Source organism: Curtobacterium sp. PhB191 (genome assembly GCF_004346515.1).
GTDB lineage: Bacteria > Actinomycetota > Actinomycetes > Actinomycetales > Microbacteriaceae > Curtobacterium.
On record NZ_SMBV01000008.1, the window covers coordinates 46685 to 71470 of the forward strand.

General features: G+C 71.3%; 25 protein-coding genes and 1 pseudogene. 15 read left to right on the forward strand and 11 right to left on the reverse strand.

The features are described 5' to 3' along the window. Positions 1 to 61: 61 nt before the first annotated feature. From EDF48_RS13800 to purS, 4 genes are read right to left on the reverse strand one after another with little or no spacing between them, the layout of a single operon-like run. A complete protein-coding gene (locus tag EDF48_RS13800; protein ID WP_165901503.1) occupies positions 62 to 982 on the reverse strand; it encodes a 2-hydroxyacid dehydrogenase in 921 nt (306 codons plus the stop codon). A 16-nt stretch (positions 983 to 998) separates the two neighbouring features. Beyond that, positions 999 to 3380, reverse strand: coding sequence for a phosphoribosylformylglycinamidine synthase subunit PurL (gene purL / locus EDF48_RS13805; RefSeq protein WP_243692490.1), 2382 nt, complete (start codon positions 3378 to 3380; stop codon positions 999 to 1001). A 35-nt stretch (positions 3381 to 3415) separates the two neighbouring features. Further along, positions 3416 to 4111: a phosphoribosylformylglycinamidine synthase subunit PurQ gene (gene purQ / locus EDF48_RS13810; RefSeq protein WP_111085606.1), complete on the reverse strand. Its 696-nt coding sequence runs from the start codon at positions 4109 to 4111 to the stop codon at positions 3416 to 3418. A gap of 5 nt (positions 4112 to 4116) precedes the next feature. Then, positions 4117 to 4368, reverse strand: coding sequence for a phosphoribosylformylglycinamidine synthase subunit PurS (gene purS / locus EDF48_RS13815; protein WP_017886272.1), 252 nt, complete (start codon positions 4366 to 4368; stop codon positions 4117 to 4119). 188 nt (positions 4369 to 4556) lie between these two features. Here purS and EDF48_RS13820 point away from each other — a divergent pair, with 188 nt between their 5' ends. Both EDF48_RS13820 and EDF48_RS13825 read left to right on the forward strand, forming a co-directional pair. Continuing rightward, positions 4557 to 5171, forward strand: a complete 615-nt coding sequence (locus tag EDF48_RS13820) for a PadR family transcriptional regulator (RefSeq protein ID WP_131880708.1) — start codon at positions 4557 to 4559, stop codon at positions 5169 to 5171. After that, a complete protein-coding gene (locus tag EDF48_RS13825; protein ID WP_131880710.1) occupies positions 5168 to 6817 on the forward strand; it encodes a DHA2 family efflux MFS transporter permease subunit in 1650 nt (549 codons plus the stop codon). The genes EDF48_RS13820 and EDF48_RS13825 overlap by 4 nt, the downstream gene beginning before the upstream one ends. 233 nt (positions 6818 to 7050) lie before the next feature. Here the strand turns inward: EDF48_RS13825 and EDF48_RS13830 are convergent, their stop codons facing one another. Together EDF48_RS13830 and EDF48_RS13835 are read right to left on the reverse strand one after the other, a co-directional pair. Continuing rightward, positions 7051 to 7869: a cytochrome c oxidase assembly protein gene (locus tag EDF48_RS13830; protein WP_131880827.1), complete on the reverse strand. Its 819-nt coding sequence runs from the start codon at positions 7867 to 7869 to the stop codon at positions 7051 to 7053. A gap of 148 nt (positions 7870 to 8017) precedes the next feature. After that, the gene (locus EDF48_RS13835; RefSeq protein WP_131880712.1) at positions 8018 to 9331 is read right to left on the reverse strand and encodes an acyltransferase; all 1314 of its coding nucleotides are present in this window, start codon (positions 9329 to 9331) and stop codon (positions 8018 to 8020) included. Positions 9332 to 9500: 169 nt separating this feature from the next. Here EDF48_RS13835 and EDF48_RS13840 point away from each other — a divergent pair. Together EDF48_RS13840 and EDF48_RS13845 are read left to right on the forward strand one after the other, a co-directional pair. Next, positions 9501 to 9893 (forward strand): annotated as a pseudogene (locus EDF48_RS13840) (Fur family transcriptional regulator); the annotation flags it as partial. 227 nt (positions 9894 to 10120) lie between these two features. Continuing rightward, positions 10121 to 11650, forward strand: coding sequence for a catalase (locus tag EDF48_RS13845; protein WP_131880713.1), 1530 nt, complete (start codon positions 10121 to 10123; stop codon positions 11648 to 11650). A gap of 99 nt (positions 11651 to 11749) precedes the next feature. On the opposite strand, the gene EDF48_RS13850 is transcribed toward EDF48_RS13845, so the two are convergent. Beyond that, positions 11750 to 12316 carry a GNAT family N-acetyltransferase gene (locus EDF48_RS13850; RefSeq protein WP_165918873.1) on the reverse strand — a complete coding sequence of 189 codons (567 nt, stop codon included), beginning with the start codon at positions 12314 to 12316 and terminating at the stop codon, positions 11750 to 11752. Between the two features lie 104 nt (positions 12317 to 12420). Between EDF48_RS13850 and EDF48_RS13855 the strand changes: the two genes are divergently transcribed. From EDF48_RS13855 to EDF48_RS13880, 6 genes are all read left to right on the forward strand, one after another. After that, entirely contained in the window at positions 12421 to 12705 is a 285-nt protein-coding gene (locus EDF48_RS13855; RefSeq protein WP_131880717.1) for a hypothetical protein, read from the forward strand. 40 nt (positions 12706 to 12745) lie between these two features. Continuing rightward, positions 12746 to 13312, forward strand: coding sequence for a hypothetical protein (locus EDF48_RS13860; RefSeq protein WP_131880719.1), 567 nt, complete (start codon positions 12746 to 12748; stop codon positions 13310 to 13312). Further along, positions 13312 to 14355, forward strand: coding sequence for a hypothetical protein (locus EDF48_RS13865; RefSeq protein WP_131880721.1), 1044 nt, complete (start codon positions 13312 to 13314; stop codon positions 14353 to 14355). The genes EDF48_RS13860 and EDF48_RS13865 overlap by 1 nt, the downstream gene beginning before the upstream one ends. Continuing rightward, complete coding sequence (locus tag EDF48_RS13870) at positions 14346 to 14948, forward strand: ATP-binding cassette domain-containing protein (RefSeq protein ID WP_131880723.1); 603 nt, start codon at positions 14346 to 14348, stop codon at positions 14946 to 14948. Before EDF48_RS13865 ends, EDF48_RS13870 begins: the two co-directional genes overlap by 10 nt. Further along, positions 14945 to 16036, forward strand: a complete 1092-nt coding sequence (locus EDF48_RS13875; RefSeq protein WP_131880725.1) for a hypothetical protein — start codon at positions 14945 to 14947, stop codon at positions 16034 to 16036. Before EDF48_RS13870 ends, EDF48_RS13875 begins: the two co-directional genes overlap by 4 nt. A 151-nt stretch (positions 16037 to 16187) precedes the next feature. Then, positions 16188 to 17072 carry a VOC family protein gene (locus tag EDF48_RS13880; protein WP_131880727.1) on the forward strand — a complete coding sequence of 295 codons (885 nt, stop codon included), beginning with the start codon at positions 16188 to 16190 and terminating at the stop codon, positions 17070 to 17072. Between the two features lie 18 nt (positions 17073 to 17090). Here EDF48_RS13880 and EDF48_RS13885 read toward each other — a convergent pair whose 3' ends face one another. Continuing rightward, complete coding sequence (locus tag EDF48_RS13885; RefSeq protein WP_123937517.1) at positions 17091 to 17876, reverse strand: SDR family oxidoreductase; 786 nt, start codon at positions 17874 to 17876, stop codon at positions 17091 to 17093. Between the two features lie 127 nt (positions 17877 to 18003). Between EDF48_RS13885 and EDF48_RS13890 the strand changes: the two genes are divergently transcribed. From EDF48_RS13890 to EDF48_RS13900, 3 genes are all read left to right on the forward strand, one after another. After that, positions 18004 to 18570 carry a hypothetical protein gene (locus tag EDF48_RS13890; protein ID WP_123937518.1) on the forward strand — a complete coding sequence of 189 codons (567 nt, stop codon included), beginning with the start codon at positions 18004 to 18006 and terminating at the stop codon, positions 18568 to 18570. Continuing rightward, entirely contained in the window at positions 18567 to 19187 is a 621-nt protein-coding gene (lepB, locus tag EDF48_RS13895) for a signal peptidase I (RefSeq protein ID WP_123293649.1), read from the forward strand. The genes EDF48_RS13890 and lepB overlap by 4 nt, the downstream gene beginning before the upstream one ends. Positions 19188 to 19328: 141 nt before the next feature. Then, the gene (locus tag EDF48_RS13900; RefSeq protein WP_165918874.1) at positions 19329 to 20147 is read left to right on the forward strand and encodes a helix-turn-helix transcriptional regulator; all 819 of its coding nucleotides are present in this window, start codon (positions 19329 to 19331) and stop codon (positions 20145 to 20147) included. A gap of 12 nt (positions 20148 to 20159) precedes the next feature. Here the strand turns inward: EDF48_RS13900 and EDF48_RS13905 are convergent, their stop codons facing one another. After that, a complete protein-coding gene (locus tag EDF48_RS13905) occupies positions 20160 to 20480 on the reverse strand; it encodes a hypothetical protein (RefSeq protein ID WP_123340134.1) in 321 nt (106 codons plus the stop codon). 151 nt (positions 20481 to 20631) lie between these two features. Here EDF48_RS13905 and EDF48_RS13910 point away from each other — a divergent pair, with 151 nt between their 5' ends. Continuing rightward, on the forward strand, positions 20632 to 21837 hold the full coding sequence (locus EDF48_RS13910; protein WP_131880731.1) for a GAF domain-containing SpoIIE family protein phosphatase: 1206 nt from the start codon (positions 20632 to 20634) through the stop codon (positions 21835 to 21837). Positions 21838 to 22048: 211 nt separating this feature from the next. On the opposite strand, the gene EDF48_RS13915 is transcribed toward EDF48_RS13910, so the two are convergent. Both EDF48_RS13915 and purD read right to left on the reverse strand, forming a co-directional pair. Further along, positions 22049 to 22918, reverse strand: coding sequence for a phosphoribosylaminoimidazolesuccinocarboxamide synthase (locus EDF48_RS13915; protein WP_131880733.1), 870 nt, complete (start codon positions 22916 to 22918; stop codon positions 22049 to 22051). Further along, positions 22915 to 24183, reverse strand: coding sequence for a phosphoribosylamine--glycine ligase (purD, locus tag EDF48_RS13920; RefSeq protein ID WP_131880735.1), 1269 nt, complete (start codon positions 24181 to 24183; stop codon positions 22915 to 22917). Before purD ends, EDF48_RS13915 begins: the two co-directional genes overlap by 4 nt. A gap of 57 nt (positions 24184 to 24240) precedes the next feature. On the opposite strand from purD, the gene EDF48_RS13925 reads away from it, so the two are divergent. Beyond that, the gene (locus EDF48_RS13925) at positions 24241 to 24603 is read left to right on the forward strand and encodes a sterol carrier family protein (protein WP_131846930.1); all 363 of its coding nucleotides are present in this window, start codon (positions 24241 to 24243) and stop codon (positions 24601 to 24603) included. Positions 24604 to 24786: the final 183 nt, after the last annotated feature.

Here is a 24786-nt window from a genome sequence, read left to right on the forward strand (position 1 = left end):
CGTTTTGCTGGTGCGCGCCTGACGCCGTCGCGCGCAGACGACGGCGTGTTCCGACTGGTCGCTAGCGCTCGATCAGGTTCTCGAACGGGCGACCCTCGGCCAGCGCTGCGACCTGCCGACGCATCAGCTCGATCGACCGCGGGACGCTCAGGTCGGTGTTGCCCCCGACGTGCGGCGTGAGGACCGTGTTCGGCGTCGTCCACAGCGGGTGGCCGTCTGGCAGGGGCTCGGGATCGGTGACGTCGAGCGCCGCGAACAGCCGCTCGGACTGCAGCTCCGCCACCAGTGCATCGGTGTCGACGACCTTGCCGCGGGCGACGTTCACCACCAGGGCACCGTCGGGCAGCGCGGCCAGCAACTCGGCGTCGACCAGCCGTTCGGTCTCGTCCGTCAGCGGCGCGATGAGCACGAGGACGTCCGTCGTCGGTGCCAGCTCGGGCAGCTCGCCGAACGCGTGCACGTGGCGACCGTCCTGGTCGCGAGCCGTACGGGCCACCACGGTGACCTCGGTGCGGAACGCCTCGAACCGGGTTGCGATCGCCGAACCGATCGCGCCGTAGCCGACGACCGTGACCCGGCGGTCGGCCAGGGAACGGGTCTTCCGGGCGTCCCAGACACCGTTCGCGCGATCGGCCTGGAACGCCCCGAGTTCACGCAGCGAGGTCAGCGCCAGGCCGACGGCGAGCTCGGCGGTCTCGTCGTCGTGGATCCCCCGACCGTTCGCCAGCTGGGCGTGACCGGGCACGTGCGGCACCGCGTGCTCGTAGCCGGCGCTCGGCAGCTGCAGGAGCTCGAGCGCCGGCAGGTCGTGCACGAACTGCCAGCGGTGCCGTCCACCGAAGTAGAACGGCAGGAACGTGATGGCGACGTCGTCCGGGCGACCGTACGGCGCCTCGACGTCCCACACGTCCAGCTCGATGCCGTCCGGCACGGGGCCGAACCGGTCGACGAGCTCCGCGAAGGGCAGGGTGACGATGGGCACGCGGTGTCCGCCGGGCCTAGGAGTCCGTGCGCGGCGAGAACGCACCGTCGGAGTCGAGCGGCCCACGGCCGACGTACCCCTCGGTGACGTCCTCGACGATCACGTCGCCGAATCGGGCCGGCAGCGTCGCGTTGTGCGTGCCGCGGAGCTCGTCGAGCGTCGCCGTGAACGCACCCTGGACCTCGAGCGCGTTCGACGTGGCGTCGGTCACGCCGATGCGCAGGACCGGGAAGCCCCGACCGGCGCACAGGCCCTGGAAGCGGACGTCGTCCTCGCGCCGGACGGTCACGATGACGCGACCGGTCGACTCGGAGAACAGCGCGGTCGCCGTGTCGACGCCGTCGCGGGACTCGAGCTCGTCGAGGACCACGCGGGCACCGAGGCCGAAGCGGAGCACCGACTCGGCGAGCGACTGGCCGAGGCCACCGTCCGCCAGGTCGTGCGCACTCGTCAGCAGCTGCTCGCCGCTCGCTGCGAAGAGCAGCTCGGCGAGCTCCTTCTCGCGACCGAGGTCCACCGCCGGCGGACGACCGCCGAGGTGTCCGTGCACCGTGCCGGCCCAGGCCGACCCGTCGAGCTCGAGGCTCGTGGTGCCGAGCAGGTAGATGTTGTGGCCGTCGTCCTGCCAGCCCGACGGGACGCGCTTGGCGACGTCGTCGATGACACCGAGCACACCGACGACCGGGGTCGGGTGGATCGGGGTCGAGCCGGTCTGGTTGTAGAACGACACGTTGCCGCCGGTGACCGGGATGCCGAGCTCCATGCAGCCGTCGGCCAGTCCCTCGACCGCCTCGGAGAACTGCCACATGACCTCGGGGTTCTCGGGTGAGCCGAAGTTCAGGCAGTCGGTGACCGCAGCGGGGACGGCACCGGTGACGGCGACGTTCCGGTACGCCTCGGCCAGGGCCAGACGCGCGCCCTGCTTCGGGTCGAGCTGGCAGTAGCGGCCGTTGGCGTCGGTGGCGATGGCGACACCGAGACCCGTTTCCTCGTCGACGCGGATCATGCCACCGTCGTCGGGGAAGGACAGGGCCGTGTTGCCGAGCACGTAGGTGTCGTACTGGTTCGTGACCCAGTTCTTCGACGCCAGGTTCGGCGAACCGAGCAGGCTGAGGAACTGCGCCTTGAGCGCGGGGCCGTCGGCCGGACGGTCGAGCGACGCCGCGGTGTCGGCCTGCAGCGCGTCGATCCAGGTCGGGTAGGCGACCGGGCGGTCGTAGACCGGGCCGTCGACGGCGACGGTGCGCGGGTCGACGTTGACGATCTCCTGGCCCTGCCAGTCGATGACGAGACGGCCGGTGCCGGTGACCTCGCCCAGGACGCTGGTCTCGACCTCCCACTTGCCGACCACGGCGAGGAACTCGTCGAGCTTGTCGGGGCGGACGACCGCCATCATGCGCTCCTGGCTCTCCGACATCAGGATCTCTTCGGCCGTGAGCGTGGGGTCGCGCAGCAGGACGTCGTCGAGCGAGATGTGCATGCCGCCGTCGCCGTTGCTCGCGAGCTCGGACGTGGCGCAGGAGATGCCCGCGGCGCCGAGGTCCTGGATGCCCTCGACCAGTTCCTTCTGGAACAGCTCGAGGCAGCACTCGATCAGGACCTTCTCGGCGAAGGGGTCGCCGACCTGGACGGCGGGACGCTTGGTCGGGCCGCCCTCGGTGAAGGTGTCGGACGCCAGGATCGATGCGCCGCCGATGCCGTCGCCACCGGTGCGGGCACCGAACAGCACGACCTTGTTGCCGGCTCCGGACGCGTTCGCCAGGTGCAGGTCCTCGTGCCGCAGGACGCCGACCGCCAGGGCGTTGACCAGCGGGTTGCCCTGGTACACCGGGTCGAAGTAGGTCTCGCCGCCGATGTTCGGCAGGCCGAGGCAGTTGCCGTAGAACGAGATGCCACCGACGACGCCGTGCACGACGCGTGCGGTGTCCTCGTGGTCGATCGCGCCGAAGCGGAGCTGGTCCATCACGGCGACCGGGCGTGCGCCCATCGAGATGATGTCGCGGACGATGCCGCCGACGCCGGTCGCGGCGCCCTGGTACGGCTCGACGTAGGACGGGTGGTTGTGCGACTCGACCTTGAAGGTCACCGCCCAGCCGTTGCCGACGTCGACGACACCGGCGTTCTCGCCCATGCCGACCATCAGGTTCTTCGTCATCTCCGGCGTGACCTTCTTGCCGAACTGACGGAGGTAGTTCTTCGAGGACTTGTAGGAGCAGTGCTCGGACCACATGACGGAGTACATCGCCAGCTCGCCCGAGGTGGGGCGGCGGCCGAGGATCTCCTTGATGCGGGCGTACTCGTCCGGCTTCAGGCCGAGCGCGTCGTACGGCTGGTCCTTGTCGGGAGTCGCCGCGGCATCCTGCACGGTGTCGGGCTTCGGGCGCACGTAAGTCGTCACGGTGTTGTCGTTCCCTGTCACTGGAGTCGCGGCCGTCACTTGACGAGCGTCGACTCGATCACGGAGGTGAAGAAGGTGAGGCCGTCCGTGCCGGAGGCCATGGCAGCGGCGGTGTCCGGGCCGAAGCCGGGCTCGGTCGCGTGCTCGGGGTGCGGCATCAGGCCCACGACGTTGCCGCGCTCGTTCGAGACGCCGGCGATGTCGTCGATCGACCCGTTCGGGTTCACCCCGACGTAGCGGAACACGACCTGGCCGTTGTCCTCGATGCGCTTGATCTCGTCGGCGTCGGCGACGAAACGGCCGTCGGCGTTCTTGAGCGGGATCGTGATCTCCTGCTGCGCGGTGAACCCGGAGGTCCAGGCGGTGGAGGTCGTCTCGACGCGGAGCTTCTGGTCGCGGCGGATGAACTGCTGGTGCGCGTTGCGGGTGTGCGCGCCGGGGACCAGGCGGGCCTCGGCCAGCATCTGGAAGCCGTTGCAGATGCCGAGCACGGGCATGCCCTTGCCGGCGGCGTCGATGACCTCGGCCATGATCGGCGCCTTCGCGGCGATCGCACCGGCGCGCAGGTAGTCGCCGTACGAGAACCCACCGGGCAGCACGATGGCGTCGACGCCCTGCAGGTCGTGGTCGCCGTGCCAGAGGGCGACGGGGTCGGCACCGGCGAGACGGACCGCGCGCTGGGCGTCACGGTCGTCGAGGGAGCCGGGGAAGGTGATGACGCCGATGCGCATCCGGGTCACTGGCCTTCGACGGTCACGGAGACGACGTCCTCGATGACCGCGTTCGAGAAGACGTCGGCGGCGATGTCGCGGACCTCGGCCAGCTTGGCGTCGTCGACGGGGCCGTCGACGGTCACCTCGAAGCGCTTGCCGATGCGGACGTTGGTCAGGTCGGCCTTGCCCAGACGGGCGAGGGCGTTGCCCACCGCCTTGCCCTGGGGGTCGAGGATCTCAGCCTTGGGCATGACCTCGACGACGATCGTTGGCACGTGTTCTCTCCAGCGCTTCAGGGGTGGGGGACGCGACCAGTCTACGGGGCGCGCGCGACACGCCGGGACGGATCCGGGCCTCCTGTGGAGAACGTGCTGTGCGTTTGCTCACCTGTGTTCGACTCCGTATATTCGAAGTCGAATAGTCCAGTCGGAAGACTGCCGCATCGATCCGTCAGGAGGCCCGCATGGCGTCGCTCACGCCCCTCGCGTTCGCCGCGCTCGACCTGCTGAACGAGGCACCGATGCACCCGTACGAGATGTTCCAGACGATGGTCCACCGGCAGGAGGAGCGGAACGTCAAGGTCCGCCCGGGCACCCTGTACCACCAGGTCGGCCGCCTCGCCGAGCTCGGGTTCGCCGAGGTCGTGGGCACCGACCGCGACGGCAACCGGCCGGAACGCACCACCTACACGATCACCGAAGCCGGCCGCGCAGCACTCGCGGACGGCCTCCGCCGCATGGTGGCGGAGCCCGCGGACGAGTACCCGGAGTTCCACCTGGCCCTCTCCGTGCTCGAGAACCTGCCGCACTCCGAGGCGGTCGATGCCGTCCGGGCCCGGATCGTCGCACTCGAACAGGAGCGCGACGACTACGACCAGGCACTCCAGCGCGTGCAGGCCAAGCAGCTGACCGAGCGGTACTGGCTCGACGTGTCGTACGTCCGTGCGATGCTCGCCGCGCAGATCGAGTGGCTCAGCACCACCGTCGACCGCATCGCCAGCGGCGACCTCCCATGGGACGGCCCGGCCGTCCCCACAGACACTGACTTCCCCACGAACAGCAAGGACACCACTCGATGACCACCGTCACGCCTCCGCGGACGACCGAGAAGAAGCCGTGGCCCGCGCTCTGGGCGCTCGTCGTCGGCTTCTTCATGATCCTCGTCGACTCGACCATCGTGTCGGTCGCCACCCCCACCATCGCCCAGAAGCTCGACGCGGACATCAACTCCGTGATCTGGGTGACGAGCGCGTACCTGCTCGCCTACGCGGTGCCGCTGCTCATCACCGGCCGCCTCGGTGACCGCTTCGGCCCGAAGGTCATGTACCAGATCGGCCTCGTCGTCTTCACGCTCGCCAGCCTCTGGTGCGGTCTGGCCGGCTCGATCGAGATGCTCATCGTGGCCCGCGTCGTGCAGGGCCTCGGCGCCGCGATGATGAGCCCGCAGACGATGTCCGTCATCACGCGCATCTTCCCGCCGCAGAACCGCGGTGCCGCGATGGGTCTCTGGGGCGCCGTCGCCGGTGTCGCCTCGCTCGTCGGCCCGATCGTCGGCGGCCTGCTCGTCGACGGCTTCGGCTGGGAGTGGATCTTCTTCGTGAACGTCCCCGTCGGTGTCGTGGCGTTCGTCCTCGCGCAGCGCTTCGTGCCGTCGTTCGACCGTCACGGGCACCGCTTCGACTACCTCGGCATCTTCCTGTCCGCGGCCGGCCTGTTCCTGCTCGTCTTCGGCATCCAGGAGGGCGAGACCTACGACTGGGGCGTCATCGCCGGACGGATCTCGGTGTGGTCGCTCATCATCGTCGGGCTCGTGGTGCTCGCCGGGTTCGTCGTCTGGCAGGGCGTGCAGAAGGGTGAGCCGCTGCTGCCCCTCGGCCTGTTCAAGGACCGCAACTTCACCCTGGCCAACGTCGCCATCACGGCCGTCGGTGTCGCGATCGCCTCGTTCGCGCTACCGATCATGCTCTGGGCGCAGGACGTCCTGCGGTTCTCGCCGACCCAGGCTGCACTGCTCCTCGTGCCGCAGGCCGTGCTGTCCGCCGGCCTCGCACCGCTCGTCGGCAAGAATCTCAACCGGTGGAACCCGCGCTGGGTCGCCGCGTTCGGTCTCGCGTGCTTCTCGGCCGGACTGTTCTGGTTCGGCGCCCTGCTGTCGTCGAGTGCCGACTGGGGATGGGTGCTCCTGCCGAGCGCGCTCCTCGGCATCGCCAACGCCTGCATGTGGGGTCCGCTGTCCGTCTCGGCGACGCGCAACCTGCCGCCGAAGCTGGCCGGTGCCGGCTCGGGCGTCTACAACACGACGCGTCAGATCGGTGCCGTGCTCGGTTCGGCCGGCATCGCGGCGCTGATGGAGGCCCGGATCACCGCGAACTTCCCGGCCTCGACCGGTGGGACCTCCGCCGGTGGTGCCGAGCAGCAGGTCGGCGGACTGCCCGGGTTCCTACTCGAGCCGTTCTCGCGGGCCATGGGTGAGTCGCTGTTCCTTCCGGCGATCGTGCTCATCGCGGCGATCGTGGCGGCGCTGTTCCTGGCGAAGCCGAAGCAGACCGTCGCCTGGCAGCAGACCGGTGGCGTGACCGCGCAGCCCGACGCGGAGGGCACTGCGCCGGCCGAGGGCGACGCGAAGCCGGCCGAGCACGGCGTGCACGCTGCGGCCGCTGCTCCGGCGACGGCCGAGGCCGAGCTCGCCGCCATCGACCACCACGGCAAGCACGCCGACGCCTGACCCGCGCCGACCACCCGGGCCCCGGGCTGCTCCCACGAGCGGCCCGGGGCCCGCGTGTAGCCGGGGTCCCGGCGCAGTCGTTGCGGCCGCGGGGGTGCGACACCGTCGACGTCGTACGACAACGGGTTCGTCGCAGTCCCGCGTCTGCAACAGTTGCGGCCGCGGGGGTGCGACACCCTCGACGTCGTACGACATCGAGGTCGTCGTTCCGGGTCGGCGCCCCGCCCGCGCGCTCAACCCCGGCGCTGCAGGTGCTCCCGCGTCAACTCGTCGATCTGCTCGTCGGTCAGGGCGTCGACGGCGCGGGCCTCGCGGCGATCGGTCCGCTGCCACCGGATGAACAGCGAGATGAGCACGGGGATGTCCGCCACCTCGGCGATGAACCACAGCAGGTCGCCCGCCAGGTGCTGGTCGCGCAGCGGCGACGGGAACCACGGCTGCCCCACGGCCTGCACCACCGACCCGTCGAGCACGTGGTTCGTGATCCGGAGCACGATGCCCGGCACCGCGTCGATCATCAGCTCCACGAAGGCGAGCAGGAACTCCGCGGTGACGAACGTCGACGACCGCAGCACACCGGGCTCGGACAGCGGAGCGAGCAACCCGAACCCGAGCATCGGGACCGTCACCGTGATCACGACGGCCCAGACGGACGATTCCCGCAGGGTCGCCGCGAACGGTGTCAGCAACAGGCCGAACAGGACGAGGGCGACGAGCGGCGCGACGATCGCGTTGCCGAGCAGGCGCACTGGACGCGACCGCATGGCGGCGTCGGCGGCGTGCGCGAGGCGATCCGGGCCTCCTGTCCGGAGCAACGAGACGGGCGCACCGAGCGCGGCGAAGGTGGGGACCGCGAAGAAGAGCAGGGCGGACCGCAGCACGAACGCCCACCGCAGCTGCTGGTCGTACACGCCGACGATGCCGAACTGCAGGATCCCGAACAGCACCAGTGCGGCGACGAACGCGAGGGTGCGCCACCAGGGCCAGCGTGCGCCGCGACGTGCGGCGGCGACGACCCACCAGCCGTAGGCGACCGCGGCGACGGCGATCATCACCGCGGACAGGGGATCGAACCGCCAGGTGCTCCAGAACTCGGGTGTCGACGGCGTCGGGTGCCTCCAGGGGATCGGCCTGCCGCCATCCTCTGCCCGGCGCGTGTGGCGGTGCAGGTCGGAGTGGCCCCGAACGGTGAGAACCGTTTCAGATCCGGGTGACGCCCCGGGCCGGCGTGGTCCGCGAGAGCAACCACACCCCGATCGGCACGGCCACGGCGCCGATGACCGCGATCCCGAACGACAGGTGCAGCTGCATCACCAGGAACGCCGGACCGATCGTGCAGAGCGCAGCGACAGCGACGACCGGCCAGGACGGGCGGTCGGCCGAGGGCAGCAGCCGGGGGAGCGGGCGGTCGAACCAACGGAGCGCGCGAGCAACCCCGAGCGCGACGGCGAGCACCGCGACCAGCGCGATCAGCCGGGACGCCCACCACCCACCCGAGCCCGGCGACGGGAACGGCACCCCGACCAGCAGGGCGACCCCGTTCAGCGCGATGAACAGCGGCAGGTGCCACAGGTAGATGGTCATGCCGTCGCGGCCGAGGACGAACACGGCTCCGAGCGCGGCCCTGGTGCGCATCAGGCGACTGAGCGGGGCGTGCACGAGCTGGACCAGGCAGGCCTGCGCGATCGCGAGGAACGCCAGCGGGAGCATCGGCGGGTTGAGGTCCTGCAGCATGTCCGGTGCCCACAGCCCGATCGAGGTCATCGGGACGAGCAGGGCGTAGGCGACGACCGCCACCGCGAGCAGGAGCGCCTTCGACCGCCGTGCGAACCACCCGTCGGCCCAGAGGAACCCGAGCTGCTGCGCGAAGAGCCACACCGGCCCGAGGTTGAGCAGTCCGACCTCGGCGACCCCGGTGGCCAGGCGGACCGCATCGACCACCGCGGCGAGCACGAGCAACACGCCGAGGGTTGCCCAGGGTGCGCGCTCGTGGAACCGCATCATCAGCGGCACGCAGCACTGCGTGATGCCGTACGCGGCGAGGAACCAGAGCGGTGAGCCGATGCCGAACGCGACCTCGGCGAGGAGGTCCGGCGGGGTGCCGACGGCCGTGGCCACACCGAGCCCGAGCGCGAGGAACACGAACAGCGGGACCGCGGGCCGGAACAGGCGCACGAGGCGGGTGGCCAGGTAGTCTCGAGCAGGGCTCGGCGCACCGCGCGCGACGGTGCTGCGCCAGCCGACTGCGCTCGCGAAGCCGCCGACCACGAAGAAGAGGGGCATCACCTGCCCGACCCAGGTGGCGGCGACGTACCACGGGAGTTCCTGCAGGGGGCTCGTCACCCGCACTCCGTGGTCGTCGGACGCGACGCCGACCATCGTGACGTGCACGATGACGACGAGGACGACGCAGGCCGTCCGGATGAGGTCGACGACCAGGTCCCGCTTCGCGATGATCCCCCGGACGTCCGGTGCGCTGTTCGCCTGTTCAGACAGGCCGTGGCTCGTGGACATGTCGGGACGTTAGCGTGCAGACCGATCGTTCCAGGGTCCCTCCAGGTGATCGCCGCCAGATCGTGACACGTCGCATACCGGTCGCGGAATGTGTTCCGACGGGTACGCGCCACGACGGCTCGTGTACAGTGGCCGTGTTGTCTTGATTCCTGCAAAAGAAAGGCTCAGCATGGACGCCGACGCCGATCTGCTCCGCACCTCGGGCCTCCGGGTCACGACGCCGCGACTCGCGGTGCTGCGGGCCACCGAATCGATGCCGCACGCCACCGCCGACGACATCGTCACGGCGCTCACGGCGGAGCTCCCGACGACCAGCCACCAGGCCGTGTACGGCGTGCTCGCCGCGCTGACCGGCGTCGGCCTCGTCCGACGCATCGAGCCGGCCGGCAGCCCCGCTCGGTACGAGCGACGCACCGGTGACAACCACCACCACATCGTCTGCACCCTGTGCGGCGCGATCGAGGACGTCGACTGCGCCGTCGGGCACTCGCCTTGCCTGACCCCGTCGGACGCGCACGGCTTCGCGGTCACCACCGCCGAGGTCACCTACTGGGGCATCTGCGAGCGGTGCGCCGCGGCCGAGCGCGACGACGCGGGCGATGACGCAGCCGGCGACGCAGGCGCAAGCGCAATCGACGCAGGCGCAAGCGCAATCGACGCAGGCGCAAGCGCAAGCGACGCAGGCGCAAGCGCAGACGAGCCCGACGCAGCCGCGCCCGACGCCCCGCGCGTCCCCTGAACCACCCGAGCACCCCTGACCGAACCAACCGTTCCACCCAAGGAGGAACCGTGTCCGACCAGAACACGACGCCCGGCCAGCCGGCCGGCACCCCCACCACGACCACCAACTCCGGCGCTCCCGTCTCGAGCGACGAGCACTCGATGGGCGTCGGGGCCGACGGCCCCCTCGCGCTGCACGACCACTACCTGGTCGAGAAGCTCGCCCAGTTCAACCGCGAGCGCGTGCCGGAGCGCGTCGTCCACGCGAAGGGCGGCGGCGCCTTCGGTACCTTCACCGTCACGCAGGACGTCAGCAAGTACACCCGCGCCGCGTTCCTGCAGCCGGGCCAGCAGACCGAGATGCTCACGCGCTTCTCGTCCGTCGCCGGTGAGCAGGGTTCGCCCGACACGTGGCGCGACCCCCGCGGTTTCGCGCTGAAGTTCTACACGTCCGAGGGCAACTACGACCTCGTCGGCAACAACACCCCCGTCTTCTTCATCCGCGACGGCATCAAGTTCCCCGACTTCATCCGCTCGCAGAAGCGCCTGCCCGGCTCGCACCTGCGCGACCACGACATGCAGTGGGACTTCTGGACCCTGTCGCCCGAGTCGGCGCACCAGGTCACGTGGCTGATGGGCGACCGCGGCCTGCCCGCGTCGTGGCGTGAGATGGACGGCTTCGGCTCGCACACGTACCAGTGGATCAACGCCGAGGGCGAGCGCTTCTGGGTGAAGTACCACTTCATCACCGAGCAGGGCCACAAGACCCTGACGCAGGAGGACGCCGACCGCATCGCCGGCGAGGACGCGGACTTCCACATCCGTGACCTGCACGCCGCGATCGAGCGCGGGGACTTCCCGCGCTGGACCCTCAAGGTGCAGGTCATGCCCTACGGGGACGCCGAGTCCTACCGCTTCAACCCGTTCGACCTGACGAAGGTGTGGCCGCACGCGGACTACCCGCTCATCGAGGTCGGCACGATGGAGCTCAACCGCAACCCGGAGAACTACTTCGCCGAGATCGAGCAGGCGACCTTCGCCCCCTCGAACTTCGTTCCCGGCATCGCTGCCAGCCCGGACAAGATGCTCCTCGCGCGCATCTTCAGCTACGCGGACGCCCACCGCTACCGCGTCGGCACCAACCACGCGCAGCTGCCGGTCAACGCCCCGAAGAACGAGGTGCACTCGTACTCGAAGGACGGCGCGATGCGCTTCGACTTCCAGAAGTCCGAGGTGCCCGTGTACGCGCCGAACTCGCTCGGTGGCGCACACGCCGACCCGACCGCGACCGACGACGTGCCCGGCTGGGAGTCCGACGGCGCGCTGCAGCGTTCCGCCGCGACCCTGCACCCGGAGGACGACGACTTCGGTCAGGCCGGCACGCTCGTCCGAGAGGTCCTCGACGACGCCGCCCGTGAGCGCCTGGTCGGCAACATCGCCGGTCACGTCTCGAAGGTGACGCGCGACGACCTGCGCGAGCGCGTGTTCGCGTACTGGACGAACGTCGACGCCGACCTCGGTGCGCGCGTGCGCGCCGCGGTCGTGCCGAGCGCGCCGGGTTCGAACGAGGACCCGGAGACGGTTGCGGTCGAGGCGTAGTCCGGTGGACGCGGGGGCGTGAGCCCCGGTCCACCACCTGACGGACGGGAGGCACGGTGCCAGCTGGCACCGGGCCTCCCGTCCGTCTGTCGTTGCGTTCTAGACCTCTTGCCCGTTCAGCCAGATCGGGCCGGCCGGCCAGTCCTCCAGGGCTGCGGCCACCGGCCGCACCATCCAGCCGCCCTGCTCCGTGTTCGTGATGCCGGCGCCCTCGGCGGTGAACGCCGAGAAGGTGCCGACGACCTCGGGGAACTCGTGCCAGCCGAGCTTCGCGTAGAAGGGGATGCGGTTCTCGCCCGCGCCGAGGAAGCCGTACGGCACCGCGAGCCCGTCGAGCACGGCGTGCGTGCGCTCCATGAGTTCCCGGCCCTTGCCCGATCCCTGGAGCCTGGGCGACACGGCGACGAGGCCGGTGTCGCCGACCAGGACGTCGCGCCCGCCGACCGTGATGAACATGCGGCGGATCCCGACGTGCGCCAGGACGACGCCATCCTGGTCGCGGGCGAGGACCCGGCGTTCGGGCTGCATGCCGGACCAGCTGCGGCCGCCCACGTACCAGTGGGACCAGTCCGGGAACGCCTGCGCGAGCAGTGCTGCGATCGCTTCGTGGTCCGGGAGCGAGAGGGAGCTCTCCTCGACCACCTCCCACTGGATGTCATCAGTCACGCGTCCATCCTGCACGGATGTGCTGATGGTCGTTGCGCTCGCGTACTGACCGGTAATACGTTAACGGTGACATCGGGGCGATGTCGCGATGAAAGGGGAGATCGATGTCGATCAAGAACGTCGTACTGGGTGCGGTCGTGCTGGGGAGTGTCGTGGGCGGCGGGATCGCGGTCGACACCGTGACGGCGCCGGAGGCAAGTGCTGCGACGTGCTGGCGGAAGGTGACGCAGAGCATGGGCTTCAACGAGTCGGGGTGTGGCCGTGCTCAGCACTTCAACCGGCTGAAGAGCGGGACGATGAAGTGGGGGAACGTGGTCGGTGGCAACAAGTGGTCCTACGAGGCTGCCTGCTGGACCAACATCGCCCGGTACGGCATGGTCCGGGCCTGACGCGGTGGTTCGGAACCGTGCTCGGGGAGCATTGGTCGTCGTGGTGATCGCCGCCACGGGGCTCGCTGGCTGCGCCTCCGCAGATGCTGCGCCCCGGGTCGTCGATCCGTCAGGCTTCTCAGTGGCCGGGCCGTGGGCGGGTGAGTTCGCGGAATCAGCCGCCGACACCAGCCCGTACCAGCGGCAGATCCTCTCGGACGGAACGATCTCGGCGCGGGAGGTCGCAGATGCCCAGTCCCGCATGAGCGCATGCATGCGGGATCTCGGCTACGACTACACGACAGCAGAGGACGGCACGTCCGAAGCGTCGCCGCTCCCAGGGCGGAAGGCTGAAGACGCAACGGCCATCAACGATTCGAAGTCGAAGTGCGCGAAGGACTTCGACAGCGACGTGACGTACCTGTTCAACGAAGTCCGGCGGAACCCGGAGAAGCAGGACGAGGCAGAGATCACCGTCGCGTGCCTCCGTGCCGTGAGACTCGTCGACGACACGTACACCGAACGTGAATGGCGCACCCAGAACGACGACGGGAACTTCTCCTTCTCGCAGTGGGACCCCGGAGCCGTACAGTGTCGGCTGGACCCCCTCGGACTCTGGCGGCAGTGATGCGCTTCCCGTCTGCCGCGCTCCTGGCGCTCGGGGCGATGGTGGTCGCGGCGGCGACGGCCGCCGCCATCGTGGTCGCTGTGCCGGCCGAGGTCCCGGCTGCACTCCGGACGGCGGCCCCCACGAGCACCGTCCGGGTGACCGAGCGCACCGATGCCGATGAACGACAGGTGCAGCTCGCACTCGCCACCGGTGCCCCACGGGCGGTCGTGACGTCGCGGACCGGCACGGTGACGACGTCGACGTGCTCGACCGGGGCGCCCGTGCGGAGCGGGGACGTCCTCGCGCGGGTCGACGGGCGGCCGGTGATCGCGCTCGCCAGTGACGAGCCGCTGTGGCGCGACCTCGAGCTCGGCGACCGCGGGGCCGACGTCACGGGGCTGCAGCGGGAACTCACGCGCCTCGGTGCCGGACTGAGTATCGACGGCGTCCTCGGCCCGGGCACGCTCCGAGCTGCGCACCAGTTCCTGCTCGACCGAGGTGTCGACCGCGACGACCTGCCCGACGACGTCGTGCCGCGGGACCCGTTCGCATGGGTGCCAGCCGCCGAGAACGCCGTCCTGGCGTGCGTGGCCGTCGTCGGGGCAGCGGTCGGCGCCGACGGTGTCCTCGTCGAACTCCCGGCCGAACTCCGCGGCGCGCGCATCGAGGCGCTCCCGGTTGATCCGGCGCCGGGGGAGCGCGTGCTGCGGATCGGGAACGCCGACATCCCGATCGACGACGCCGGGGTGGTCTCCTCGCCGACGGACCTCGCTGCGATCAGCGCCCTGCCGGAGTACGCGGCGACGGTCGCTTCGGCGGACGGTGCACCGACGGTGGCCGCGACGTGGACCCTCAGTCGCCCGCGGACCGTCCAGGTGGTGCCGCCGACGGCTCTCTGGGACCTCGAGGGTGACCGGGCGTGCGTGCAACCGACGACGGGGCGGCCGCTCCGGGTCCAGGTCCTCGGGTCGGAACTCGGGCAGTCGTTCGTCCGGGTGCCCGGCGGACGAACGCTCGACCGGATCCGTGCCGCGCCGGACCGGTCCAGCTCGTGTCGGTGACGCTCGAGGGCGTCGGACATGTCTGGCCGAACGGCACCGTGCTGTTCGACCGCGTCGACCGCGCCTTCGCCGAGGGGAGCGTGACCGCGGTCGTCGGGCCGAGTGGCTCCGGCAAGTCCACGCTGCTCGCGATCCTCGCCGGGATGCTCCGTCCGACGCGCGGTGCCGCCGTCCGTCCGCCGGGCTGTCGGCCGCTCTGGGTCTTCCAGAACCCGTACGGGGTGGCCCGCCGCCGCGTGCTCGACCACGTCGCGCTGCCGTTCGTCGCCCAGGGCGCGGATCGTCGGACCGCGGACGTCCGGGCGCTCGAGGTCCTCGAGCGCTTCGGGCTCGGCTCGCGGGCGCACGCGCGGTTCGCCGAGCTGTCCGGTGGCGAGGCGCAACGCCTGATGCTCGCGCGCGCCATCGCCAGCGCGCCGGGTCTGATGCTGGTCGACGAGCCGACGGCGCAACTCGACCGGGCGACCGCGATCGAGGTGAACCGTGGGATCGGTGCGCTCGCCGCGTCGGGGACGGTCGTCGTCGTCGCCACGCACGACGACGCGACCCGCGACGCCTGCGACGGAGTGCTCGACCTCGGGCGGTACCGATGAGCCCCCGCCGGATGCAGGTGACCGAGGTCTGGCGGGAGGCGTGGCGCGACATCGCCTCCGGAGCCTCGTGGGCAGCCGTGACCGCTGCCGTCCTCGCGGTGCTGCTCAGCGGTGTCGTGGGCCTGCGCGCCGCAGCGGTCGCCGGTGACGTCCGAGCGGCTGCGGTGTTCGTCGCGAGCGGTGCGGGGACGACCGTCCAGCGGGCCGAGGGCCGGATCGACGGCCGCGTGTGCGATGCCCTCGCGGATGCCGAAGGGGTCATCGCGTCTGGCGCGTTCCGTCGCCTCGACGCCGGGGTCGTCCCCGCCGCGCTGCCGGGCTCGGCGATCCCGACCTACGAGGTGACCGCCGGGGTGCGTGGCCTGCTCGGTGGCTCGGCTGCCGACGGGGCCGCGGGAGTGATCATCTCGCCCGCGGTGCACGAGACCCTGGGGCTTGCCGCAGGCGATCGCCTCGTGACGGTGGGCGGCGCGGGCACCGGAGTCGCCGGTGTGTACGACTACCCCGACGACGGCCGGGACCCCGACCTGGAGTACGCGGTCCTCGCGCCGACGGTGGACGACGGGTCGCCGTTCGACGCCTGCTGGGCGACGGTGTGGCCGCAGCGCGACGACACGGTCTCCATGCTCCGGCGCACCGTCCTGCCGGCGAGCGGGGCCGAGGGCGAAGACCGACCCACCGCCGGGCAGCTCAACCCGACCCTGGGCGCGGTCTTCACCCCCGCGGCGCGGCAGCCAGTGCTCGTCCCGTTCGGTGCAGCGGTCCTCGTGGGGCTGACGATCGGCGCGGCAGCGGTCGCACGGCGCCGGCTCGCCTTGGCCTCCGACCGGCACGTCGGGGTGCCGCGGTGCGCGCAGGTCCTCGGCATCGTCCTGCAGCACCTGGTCTGGGGATCGGTCGGGACCCTGGTCGCGACGAGCGTCGCGGTGGTGTCGGTGCGCGGCCTCGACGTCGACGACGCACTGCCGATCGTGCGCGAGGCGATCGCGATCGCGTCCCTCGGGCTCGTGGGCGCGCTGCTCGGCGGGGCGCTCGCCGCGGCCGCGATCCGCGAGCGCGCGCTGCACCGCTACTTCCGTTCCCGCTGACCGCAGCCGGGTGCTGCGCCACTTCAGTTCGCGCTGAGCGACACATCTCGGGCGCCGGGCCGCGAGAAGTGTCGCCCACCACGAAACTCGCCGTGACCACCGATGCGCCCATTTGGTTGACGCGTCAACCAAATGGGCGCACACTGGTCCCATGCACACGCAGGACCTCCTCGCCGCCGACACCGGGATGGGTGCCGTCACCCTCCGCGTCGCGAACCTCGACCGGATGATCGGCTACTACCGCGACGGCGTCCAGCTCTCGCTGCTCTCGAACGAGGGCGGCGTCGCCGTGCTGGGGCGACCGGGCGCCGGTGGCCTGGCGGTCCCGATCGTGATCCTCGAGCACGCGCCGTCGATGCAGCACGCCGGCCCGCACGACGCCGGCCTGTTCCACACCGCGATCCTGTTCGACACGAGGGCCGACCTGGCCGCCGCGCTGTACTCGGTCGCGACGAAGTTCCCGCAGACCTTCACCGGCAGCGCCGATCACCTGGTGAGCAACGCGTTCTACTTCACCGACCCCGAGGGCAACGGCGTCGAGCTGTACTGGGACCGCGACCGCACGGAGTGGTCGTGGACGCACGGCATGGTCGACATGGACACGAAGTACGTCGACCCGAACGCGTTCCTCCAGGAGCACCTGACGGCTGACGCGCTGGAGTCCGCGCCGAACGCGCCGGGTCGGGTCGGCCACGTGCACCTGTCGGTCGGCGACGTCGCCAGCGCGAAGGACTTCTACGTCGACAAGCTCGGCTTCGCGACGACGGCCGGGTGGGGCGAGGCCCTGTTCGTCAGCGCCGGCGGGTACCACCACCACATGGCGATGAACACCTGGAACTCCCGCGGGGCCGGGCGCCGTCAGCTCGCGCTCGGGCTGGGGCTCGTGCGGATCGAGGTGCCCGGGTCGGACGACCTCGGTGCCCTCGTCGCACGCATGCACGACACCGGGGTGCAGACCGCCGACGACGGCCGGACGGTCGCGTTCGAGGACCCGTGGGCGAACCGCATCGAGGTGACCGCGCCCGGTCGCGGCTGACCCGGTCCGCCGCCCGGATCACGCGCGGTTCGAGATCCCGCCGTCCGACGTCAGCAGCTGCCCGTTCACCCAGCGCCCCTGCTCCGAGCAGAGGAACCCGACGAGTGCAGCGGTGTCCGACGGTCGTCCGAGTCGGCCGAGCGGCGTGCCCTCGACCGCCCAGCGCTTGACGTCGTCGGACATCCACCCGGTGTCGTTCGGGCCGGGGTTCACCACGTTCGCACTGACGCCGAGGCTGCCGAGCTCCTTCGCGGCACCGAACACGAGACGGTCGAGCGCCCCCTTCGACGCCCCGTACGGCAGGTTGTACGCGATGTGGTCGCTCGTCAGCGCGACGATCCGCCGGCGGTCCCGCGGTGCGGCGTCGCCAACTCGTTCGAGTGCGGCCGCGTACGCCTGCACGAGCAGGAACGGCGCGCGGGCGTTGACCGCGAAGTGCCGGTCCCACGACTCGACCGTCGTGGTCCGGACGTCCGAGTCGACCGATTCGCAGTGCGACATCACCAGCGCGGTGACGGGGGCGCCCGCCTCGGTCTCGGCGCGGCCGACCAGGGCGGCCGCCTGGTCCGGGTCCTCCAGGTCGACCGGGAGGCGCGTCACGCGTGCACCCACCGACTCGCACTCCTGCACGACGGATTCGACCCCGTCGGGATCCGCCCCACCGCTCACGCGGTCGTCGTACGGGCCCCACCACGAGATGGCCAGGTCCCAGCCGTCGGTCGCCAGACGGGTGGCGAGCGCCGCGCCGATGCCGGCTCTGCGGCCCACACCGGTCACCAGGGCGAGTGGTCGTGCGGACGTCATACGGGCCTCCTGTCCGGTGCGCCGTCGCACCGATCGCCACCCAGTCTGCCGGAACCGGCCACGCGCGTGGCCATCGCACTCGGTGTCCTGTCGGCGAGGACCGGCACGCGAGGGCCAAGATGGACGGATGCCACGCACACGACCACCGCTCGGACGCGGACGCGGACCCCGCGGCGGTCGTCCGGACCCGCGCGACCTGCCGATCGAGCACGTCCGCGACCGGATGTCGTCCTACATCTACGGCAACATCACGGTGCTCGCCGCCGCGATCGCCGTCGACCCGGCCGCGATCCACCACGGGTCGGCGATCTGGGCCGTCCTGGCGACCGCGGTCCTGACCTACCTGGCGCACGTGCTCGCGCACCTGGTGGCGCACGGCCTCGGCGGCGACGACTCCCAGACGGACGACGCCCGGCGTGAATCGGTCGTGACGATCATGCGGAACGCGAACCCGATCGCGACGTCCGGGCTCATCCCCGCGGTGCTGTACGCGGTGGCGTGGATCGGGTGGATCCCGACGGGGTGGGCGCAGACGGCCGCCCTGGTCATCCTGGTCGTGCGCATCGGCATGGTCGGCGTCTTCATGCAGCGGTTCAGCGGCAAGCGGCCCACGTTCCTCGGGCTCTGGGGCGGCATCGTGCTGGCCGCCGTGGCGTTCGTGATCGGTCTCGTGAAGGTGGTGTTGACGCATTGAGCGCCACCGAATCCGAGCCGAAGCCGAAGCGGGCCGGCTGGAAGTTCCTCCGCGACCTCGTCGTCATCGTCGTCGTGGCGCTGCTGGCGTCGTTCCTGGTGAAGACCTACCTGGTCCGGTCCTTCTACATCCCGTCCGCATCGATGGAGAACACGCTGCTCATCGGCGACCGCGTGCTCGTCAACGAACTCGTCCCCGGCGCCGTGCCGTTGCAGCGCGGTGACGTCGTCGTGTTCCAGGACCCGGGCGGCTGGCTCGGCACCGGGCAGGGCGACGACCTGATCAAGCGCGTGATCGGCCTGCCCGGCGACACCGTCTCGTGCTGCGGCACGGGCGGACACCTGTCGGTGAACGGCCACCCGGTCGACGAACCCTACGTGGTGCCCGAGATCGGGTCGGACCGGGTCTCCGGCACCGACTTCGACATCACCGTGCCGAAGGGGCGCATCTGGGTGATGGGCGACAACCGGTACAACTCGGCGGACTCCCGCGTGCACGGCACGGTGCCGGTCGACGACGTGGTCGGTCGTGCGTTCATCACCACGTGGCCGGTGTCGCGGTGGACGGTGCTCTCGCGGTACGCCGACGAGTGGGACCAGGTGCCGGACCCGTCCTGAGCGGCCCTGAGCGGCCCTGAGCGGTCCGGGGCGGTTCGGGGCGGTCGTTGCCCGCCCCGGTCGTCCGGTGCGGTAGCGTTCCGATTCCCGTGCCGGACCGTCCGCAGCGGGGTGAGCGGAGGCACTGTTCCGATGGACGCTGTGCCCTTCGATTACGTGACCGGGGGTGACGCAGAGCTGTCGATCCGGCGCATCGGGACGCACGGACACCGCTCCGGCACGATCGGCCCCCGACCGGACCACGTGGTCTTCTGGCTCGCCGACGGCCGTGCCCGCCTGACCGCGGACGACGGCTCGAGCTGGGACGTCGGCGCCGAACGCCCGATGATGCTCTCCGCCTCGGTGGCGTACGGCTTCGATACCGACGCCACGGCGATGACCCTGCTGCACCTGTCGCCGGCGTTGCTCGGCGGACGCGACGGCGACGGCGGCGGCGACCGCCCATCGGCCGAGTTCCGGCAACCGGACGCCGCCGACCCTCGGATCGAACCCCTCCGAGCACTGCTCCGCGACGTCACCGGTCGCGTCCTCGACCCCGCGCTGCCGGTCGACGAGCGAGCCGCCCTGAACCGACGCATCGCGACGGTCGTGCTGTCGACGTTCTCGCCGTCACGGTCCGACGTCGAGCACCGGATGCGTCGTGCGATCCGCTTCGTGCACGACCAGGCCGACCAGCCGCTCTCGGTGGCCGACATCGCGGACTCGTGCGGCCTGAGTGAGCGCGGCGTGCAGGACCTCTTCCGCCGGCGGCTCGCGGTGACGCCGATGCAGTACCTGCGCGAGGTCCGGCTCGACCGGGTCCACCTCGAACTCGGCCGATCGCGTTCGGGCGGGCTGCTGGTGAGCGACGTCGCCCGGCGCTGGCAGTTCACGCACCTCGGTCGCTTCGCCGCCCACTACCGCGCACGCTTCGGCGAGCAGCCGCACGAGACGATCGCGCGGGGTCCCGGCGCAGTCTGAACCGACCCGCGCTCAGCAGCCCGTCGTCGTCAGGGTGACCGTCGCGACGGCGTCGTTCGTCACCGTCGTCGTCTGCGGGCACAGCGAGCCCGCGCGGACCGTCACCTTGCCGAGCGGGACGCCCGCGAAGTCCGCGGTGCCTCCGGGGAACACCCGCTGGTGCTCGGAGAGCTTGCCCGTCGACGCGAAGACCTTGACCTCGTACGGGTGGTCGGCGGCGTTGTCCGACACGGTGACCGAGACCTGGCCGGTCGAGTCGTGGGCGCCGCACCCCGCGAGCGTCACCAGAGCCGCCGCAGCGAGGGCGACAGCGGGCAGGACACGGCGGGACACGCGTCCAGGGTAGTCCGACGCCGGGCCGCGCCGGGTCGCGCCGATCCAGGGTCGACGGCCGAGCGCTCGGCGAGCCTGCCCCGCGGACTGGGGTGGTGCGTCCTCCGTAGTGGGGACAGGCCCTGTCCGGTTGGCGCGTTAGCGTGGGTGTATGCACTCGGAGACAGCGACGACCGTCCCAGTCACCGGCGCGACCGACGCCGTGCGCCGCGCAGCGCTGCTCGCCGCACTCGACGTGGTCGAGGGTGGCGCCGAAGAGCGCTTCGACCGGATCACGCGCATCGCGCGTGAAGCCCTCGGTGTCTCCGGCTCCTTCCTGAACCTGGCGGGCGAGACCTCGCTGACCATCAAGTCCCAGCAGAGCGACAGCCACTTCGGACCGGTCATCCCGCTGCAGGACACCTTCTGCGGGCGGACGCTGGGGGAGCGCGGCCCCGTGCTCGTGCCGGATGCGCGCATCGACGCCCGCTACTCCGACATGCCGATGGTCGTCGGCGACCCGAACGTGCGCTTCTACGCCGGGGTCCCGCTGCGGCTCGGCGACGACGACGTCAAGGTCGGCACGCTCTGCCTCATCGACCCGGAACCGCGGACCCTCGACGCCGACGAGGTCGCCCTGCTCCAGGAACTCGGTGTCTGGGCCGAGCGGGAACTGGCAGCCGGCGCCGACGAGGACCGCCTGCGGTCCGTGCTCGCGGGGCTCGAACCCGGCACGGTCGACGTGCCCGGCTACCGGATCGCCGGGCTGTCGGTGCCGCACGGCGTCGTCTCCGGCGACTTCCACGACTGGCACCGTTCGGGTGACGACGCCGTGCACCTGACCGTGGCGGACGTCATGGGCAAGGGCATGTCGGCTGGGCTGCTCGCCGCGAACATCCGCGGTGCACTGCTCGCCCGCGGCGACCTGGCACCCGACGTCGCCGTCGCCGAGCTCGAGGCGCAGGTCGCACCCGACCTCAGCCGCGCCGAGTCGTTCGCGACGATGTTCCACGGCCGGCTCACGCCCTCGACCGGCCGGATCGACTTCACCGACGCCGGACACGGACTCGTCCTGCAGCTCCGCGACGACGGCGCCGAGCGGATCCTGCGGTCGTCGGACCTGCCGATCGGGCTGCACCCCGCGGGCATCGAACGTGCCTCCGGGTCGCTCGTCATGCGCCCGGGCGACGTGGTCATCGTGGTCAGCGACGGCGCGCTCGAGCTGTGGGACTCCACGCTCGCGTCGCTGTCGCAGCTCGGGGAGCTCTACCGCGGCTCGCCGGACATCGCGACGTTCCTGCAGCGGGTGCGGTCACGTGCGGTCGACCACGACCCGGGCGACGACCTGACCGTCGTCGTGGTCGCGCGCGACCTCTGACGACGAGCCGTCGGCAGGTCGTCGGCAGGTCAGGACTGGTCGCTCGTCGACTGGTCACGACGTGCCGTCGGCGCGCCGCCGGACGGTCACGAACGGTCGGGTACCGGGGGCCTGAACGACGGCTCGTGACCGGTCGCCGGACGTGAGCGGGGTGTCGTGACCGGTCGGGGCCCGCTCGGGGTCCGCGCAGCAGGCCCGCAGCAGGAACCGACTAAGCGCCGAGGCGCTCGATGAGCTCCGCGTAGCGCGCGGCGGTGCGGGACACGATCGCCTCGGGCAGCACCGGGGGCGTGCCCTGGCGGTCCCAGTTGGCGCTGAGCCAGTCGCGCACGATCTGCTTATCGAAGGAGTCCGTCCGACCGTCGGCCCGGGCGTCCCAGTACCGGCTCGAGTCGCTGGTCAGGACCTCGTCCGCGATCCGGATCCGGCCGTCGGCGTCCTGCCCGAACTCGAACTTGGTGTCCGCGATCACGACGTCGCGCTCGAGGGCGATCGCCGCTGCCTCGGTGTACACGTGCAGCGACAGGTCGCGCAGGGTCGCCGCGACCTCGGCGCCGACCAGGTCGACGGTCTGCTCGTACGAGATGTTCTCGTCGTGCTCGCCCTGCGGTGCCTTGTAGGCGGGGGTGTAGATCGGCTCGGGCAACCGGTCGCCGTTCGACAGCCCCTGGGGCAGGGCGACGCCGCAGACGCTGCCGGACGCCTGGTACTCGGCCCAGCCGCTGCCGACCAGGTACCCGCGCACGACGCACTCGACGGGGAACATCTCGAGCGGCATGACGTGCATCGACCGCGACTCGACCTCGGCCGGCACGGGGGTGCCACCGGACGACGGGCCGATGATGTGGTTCGGCACGTCGCTCAGCTGCGTGAACCAGAAGCGCGACAGGCGGGTGAGTAGTTCGCCCTTGCCGGGGATCGGTGGCTCGAGGGCGAAGTCGTAGGCACTGACCCGGTCGGACGCCACGAGCAGCAGCTCGGACGCACTCTGGAGGTCGGCGGTACCGGTCGGCACGTAGAGCTCGCGGACCTTGCCCGACGAGACGTGGTCCCAGCCGGCGATCACGGGCGCGGCGCTCATCGGGTGACCTTCGCGGCGATGTCGGTGCGGTACTGCGCGCCCTGCAGGGTGATGTCGCCGAGACCCGCGTAGGCGCGCTCGCGCGCCTGGGCGAAGTCGGCTCCGGTCGCGACGACGCTGAGCACGCGACCGCCGGTGGCGACGAGCGTGTCGTCGAGCACCCCGGTGGCGGCGTGTGCGACGGAGACGCCGTCGCGGGCGTTCGCGGCGTCGATGCCGGTGATCGGACGGCCGGTCTGCGGGTTCTCCGGGTAGCCCTCGCTCGCGAGCACGACCGTGACGGCTGCATCCGGACGGAACGAGGGTGCCGGGGTCCCCCCGAGCTGGCCCGTCGCGGCGGCGAGCAGCAGTCCGCTCAGCGGCGTCGCCAGGCGGGGGAGGACGACCTGGGTCTCCGGGTCGCCGAAGCGGGCGTTGAACTCGATGACCCGGACGCCCTGCTCGGTGACGATGAGCCCGCAGTAGAGCAGCCCGACGAACGGGGTGCCCTCGTGCTCGAGGCGACGGACGGTGGGCAGCGCGACCAGCTCGGTGACCTCGTCGACGAAGGCCTGCTCGGACGCCCAACGATCGGCCAGCCACGGCAGCGGCGAGTACGCGCCCATGCCGCCGGTGTTCGGTCCGAGATCGCGGTCAGCCAGGCGCTTGTAGTCCTGCGCGGGGCTGAGCGGGCGGACGTCGTGGCCGTCGCTCAGGAAGAACAACGAGACCTCTTCGCCGTCGAGGAACTCCTCGACCACGACGTGCCCGTGCTGCAGCCAGTAGGTGGCGTGGTCGATCGCGGCCTGACGGTCCTCGGTCACGAGGACGCCCTTGCCCGCGGCCAGCCCGTCGGCCTTCACGACGTACGGTGCGCCGAGCTCGTCGATCGCGGCGATGGCCTCTTCCGCCGTGCCGGCGTACACCGGGCGGCCGGTGGGCACGTTCGCCTCGGACATGATGCGCTTCGCGAAGGCCTTCGAGCCCTCGAGCTGCGCGGCGGCCTTGCCCGGCCCGAAGACCGGGATGCCCCGGCTGCGGACGGGGTCGGCCACACCGGCGATGAGCGGCGCCTCGGGCCCGACGACGACCAGTTCGACGCCGTTCTCGATCGCGTACTCGGCGACGAGCGCGCCGTTGGTGGGGTCGAGGGAGACGGTCTCGACATCGGCGGCGATGCCGGCGTTGCCGGGAGCAGCCGTGATGACGTGGCCCGCCTGTTCAGCGAGGAGGGCCGTGATGATCGCGTGCTCGCGGGCACCGGAACCGAGGACGAGGATTCGCACCCGATCACCCTACCGATCAGGACTCTCCCGCCGCGAGGCGACGGCTAGCCTGTGGAGATGCCACCCAGGAGGATCGAGGACGCCGCCGGCCGCGCCGCACTGACCGCGGTGCAGCAGGGCGACACGGCACGGGCGACCGTCGCGACGGCCGTCCGGTGGACCCTGCAGCGCCTCGCCGACGACGTGCCGGGCAACAGCGTCGAGGTGCGGGTGCCGCCGTTCGCCGCGGTCCAGGCCGTCCCCGGCCCGCGCCACACCCGTGGCACGCCGCCGAACGTTGTCGAGACGGACGCCACGACCTGGCTCGCGCTCGCGACCGCTGAGCTGACCTGGGACGAAGCCGTCGCGCAGTCACGCGTCAGCGCTTCCGGCTCGCGTGCGGACCTGACGGCGTTCCTGCCGGTGCGGGTCGCGCTCTAGTCGCGTTCAGCACTACCTAGGCGGACGAACCGAATTAGGTAGTCCCTACCGATGCGGGCGCATGCACTGCGAACCTACGCTTGAAGTCGCCGGGATTCGGACCCGACCCGAACGGGTCCGAACCCGGCGACAGGGACCAAGGTACGCGATGTTCCACACAACGTGTCAACCGCCGCGGCGCGT

What these genes read in the sequence shown, in the direction of transcription:
- purQ (WP_111085606.1), bottom strand. Translation starts at nt 4,111, where the DNA reads ATGCGCATCGGCGTCATCACCTTCCCCGGCTCCCTCGACGACCGTGAC.
- EDF48_RS13820 (WP_131880708.1), top strand. Translation starts at nt 4,557, where the DNA reads ATGGCGTCGCTCACGCCCCTCGCGTTCGCCGCGCTCGACCTGCTGAAC.
- EDF48_RS13825 (WP_131880710.1), top strand. Translation starts at nt 5,168, where the DNA reads ATGACCACCGTCACGCCTCCGCGGACGACCGAGAAGAAGCCGTGGCCC.
- EDF48_RS13830 (WP_131880827.1), bottom strand. Translation starts at nt 7,869, where the DNA reads ATGATCGCCGTCGCCGCGGTCGCCTACGGCTGGTGGGTCGTCGCCGCC.
- EDF48_RS13835 (WP_131880712.1), bottom strand. Translation starts at nt 9,331, where the DNA reads ATGTCCACGAGCCACGGCCTGTCTGAACAGGCGAACAGCGCACCGGAC.
- EDF48_RS13855 (WP_131880717.1), top strand. Translation starts at nt 12,421, where the DNA reads ATGTCGATCAAGAACGTCGTACTGGGTGCGGTCGTGCTGGGGAGTGTC.
- EDF48_RS13865 (WP_131880721.1), top strand. Translation starts at nt 13,312, where the DNA reads ATGCGCTTCCCGTCTGCCGCGCTCCTGGCGCTCGGGGCGATGGTGGTC.
- EDF48_RS13875 (WP_131880725.1), top strand. Translation starts at nt 14,945, where the DNA reads ATGAGCCCCCGCCGGATGCAGGTGACCGAGGTCTGGCGGGAGGCGTGG.
- EDF48_RS13880 (WP_131880727.1), top strand. Translation starts at nt 16,188, where the DNA reads ATGCACACGCAGGACCTCCTCGCCGCCGACACCGGGATGGGTGCCGTC.
- EDF48_RS13885 (WP_123937517.1), bottom strand. Translation starts at nt 17,876, where the DNA reads ATGACGTCCGCACGACCACTCGCCCTGGTGACCGGTGTGGGCCGCAGA.
- EDF48_RS13890 (WP_123937518.1), top strand. Translation starts at nt 18,004, where the DNA reads ATGCCACGCACACGACCACCGCTCGGACGCGGACGCGGACCCCGCGGC.
- EDF48_RS13910 (WP_131880731.1), top strand. Translation starts at nt 20,632, where the DNA reads ATGCACTCGGAGACAGCGACGACCGTCCCAGTCACCGGCGCGACCGAC.
- EDF48_RS13915 (WP_131880733.1), bottom strand. Translation starts at nt 22,918, where the DNA reads ATGAGCGCCGCGCCCGTGATCGCCGGCTGGGACCACGTCTCGTCGGGC.
- EDF48_RS13925 (WP_131846930.1), top strand. Translation starts at nt 24,241, where the DNA reads ATGCCACCCAGGAGGATCGAGGACGCCGCCGGCCGCGCCGCACTGACC.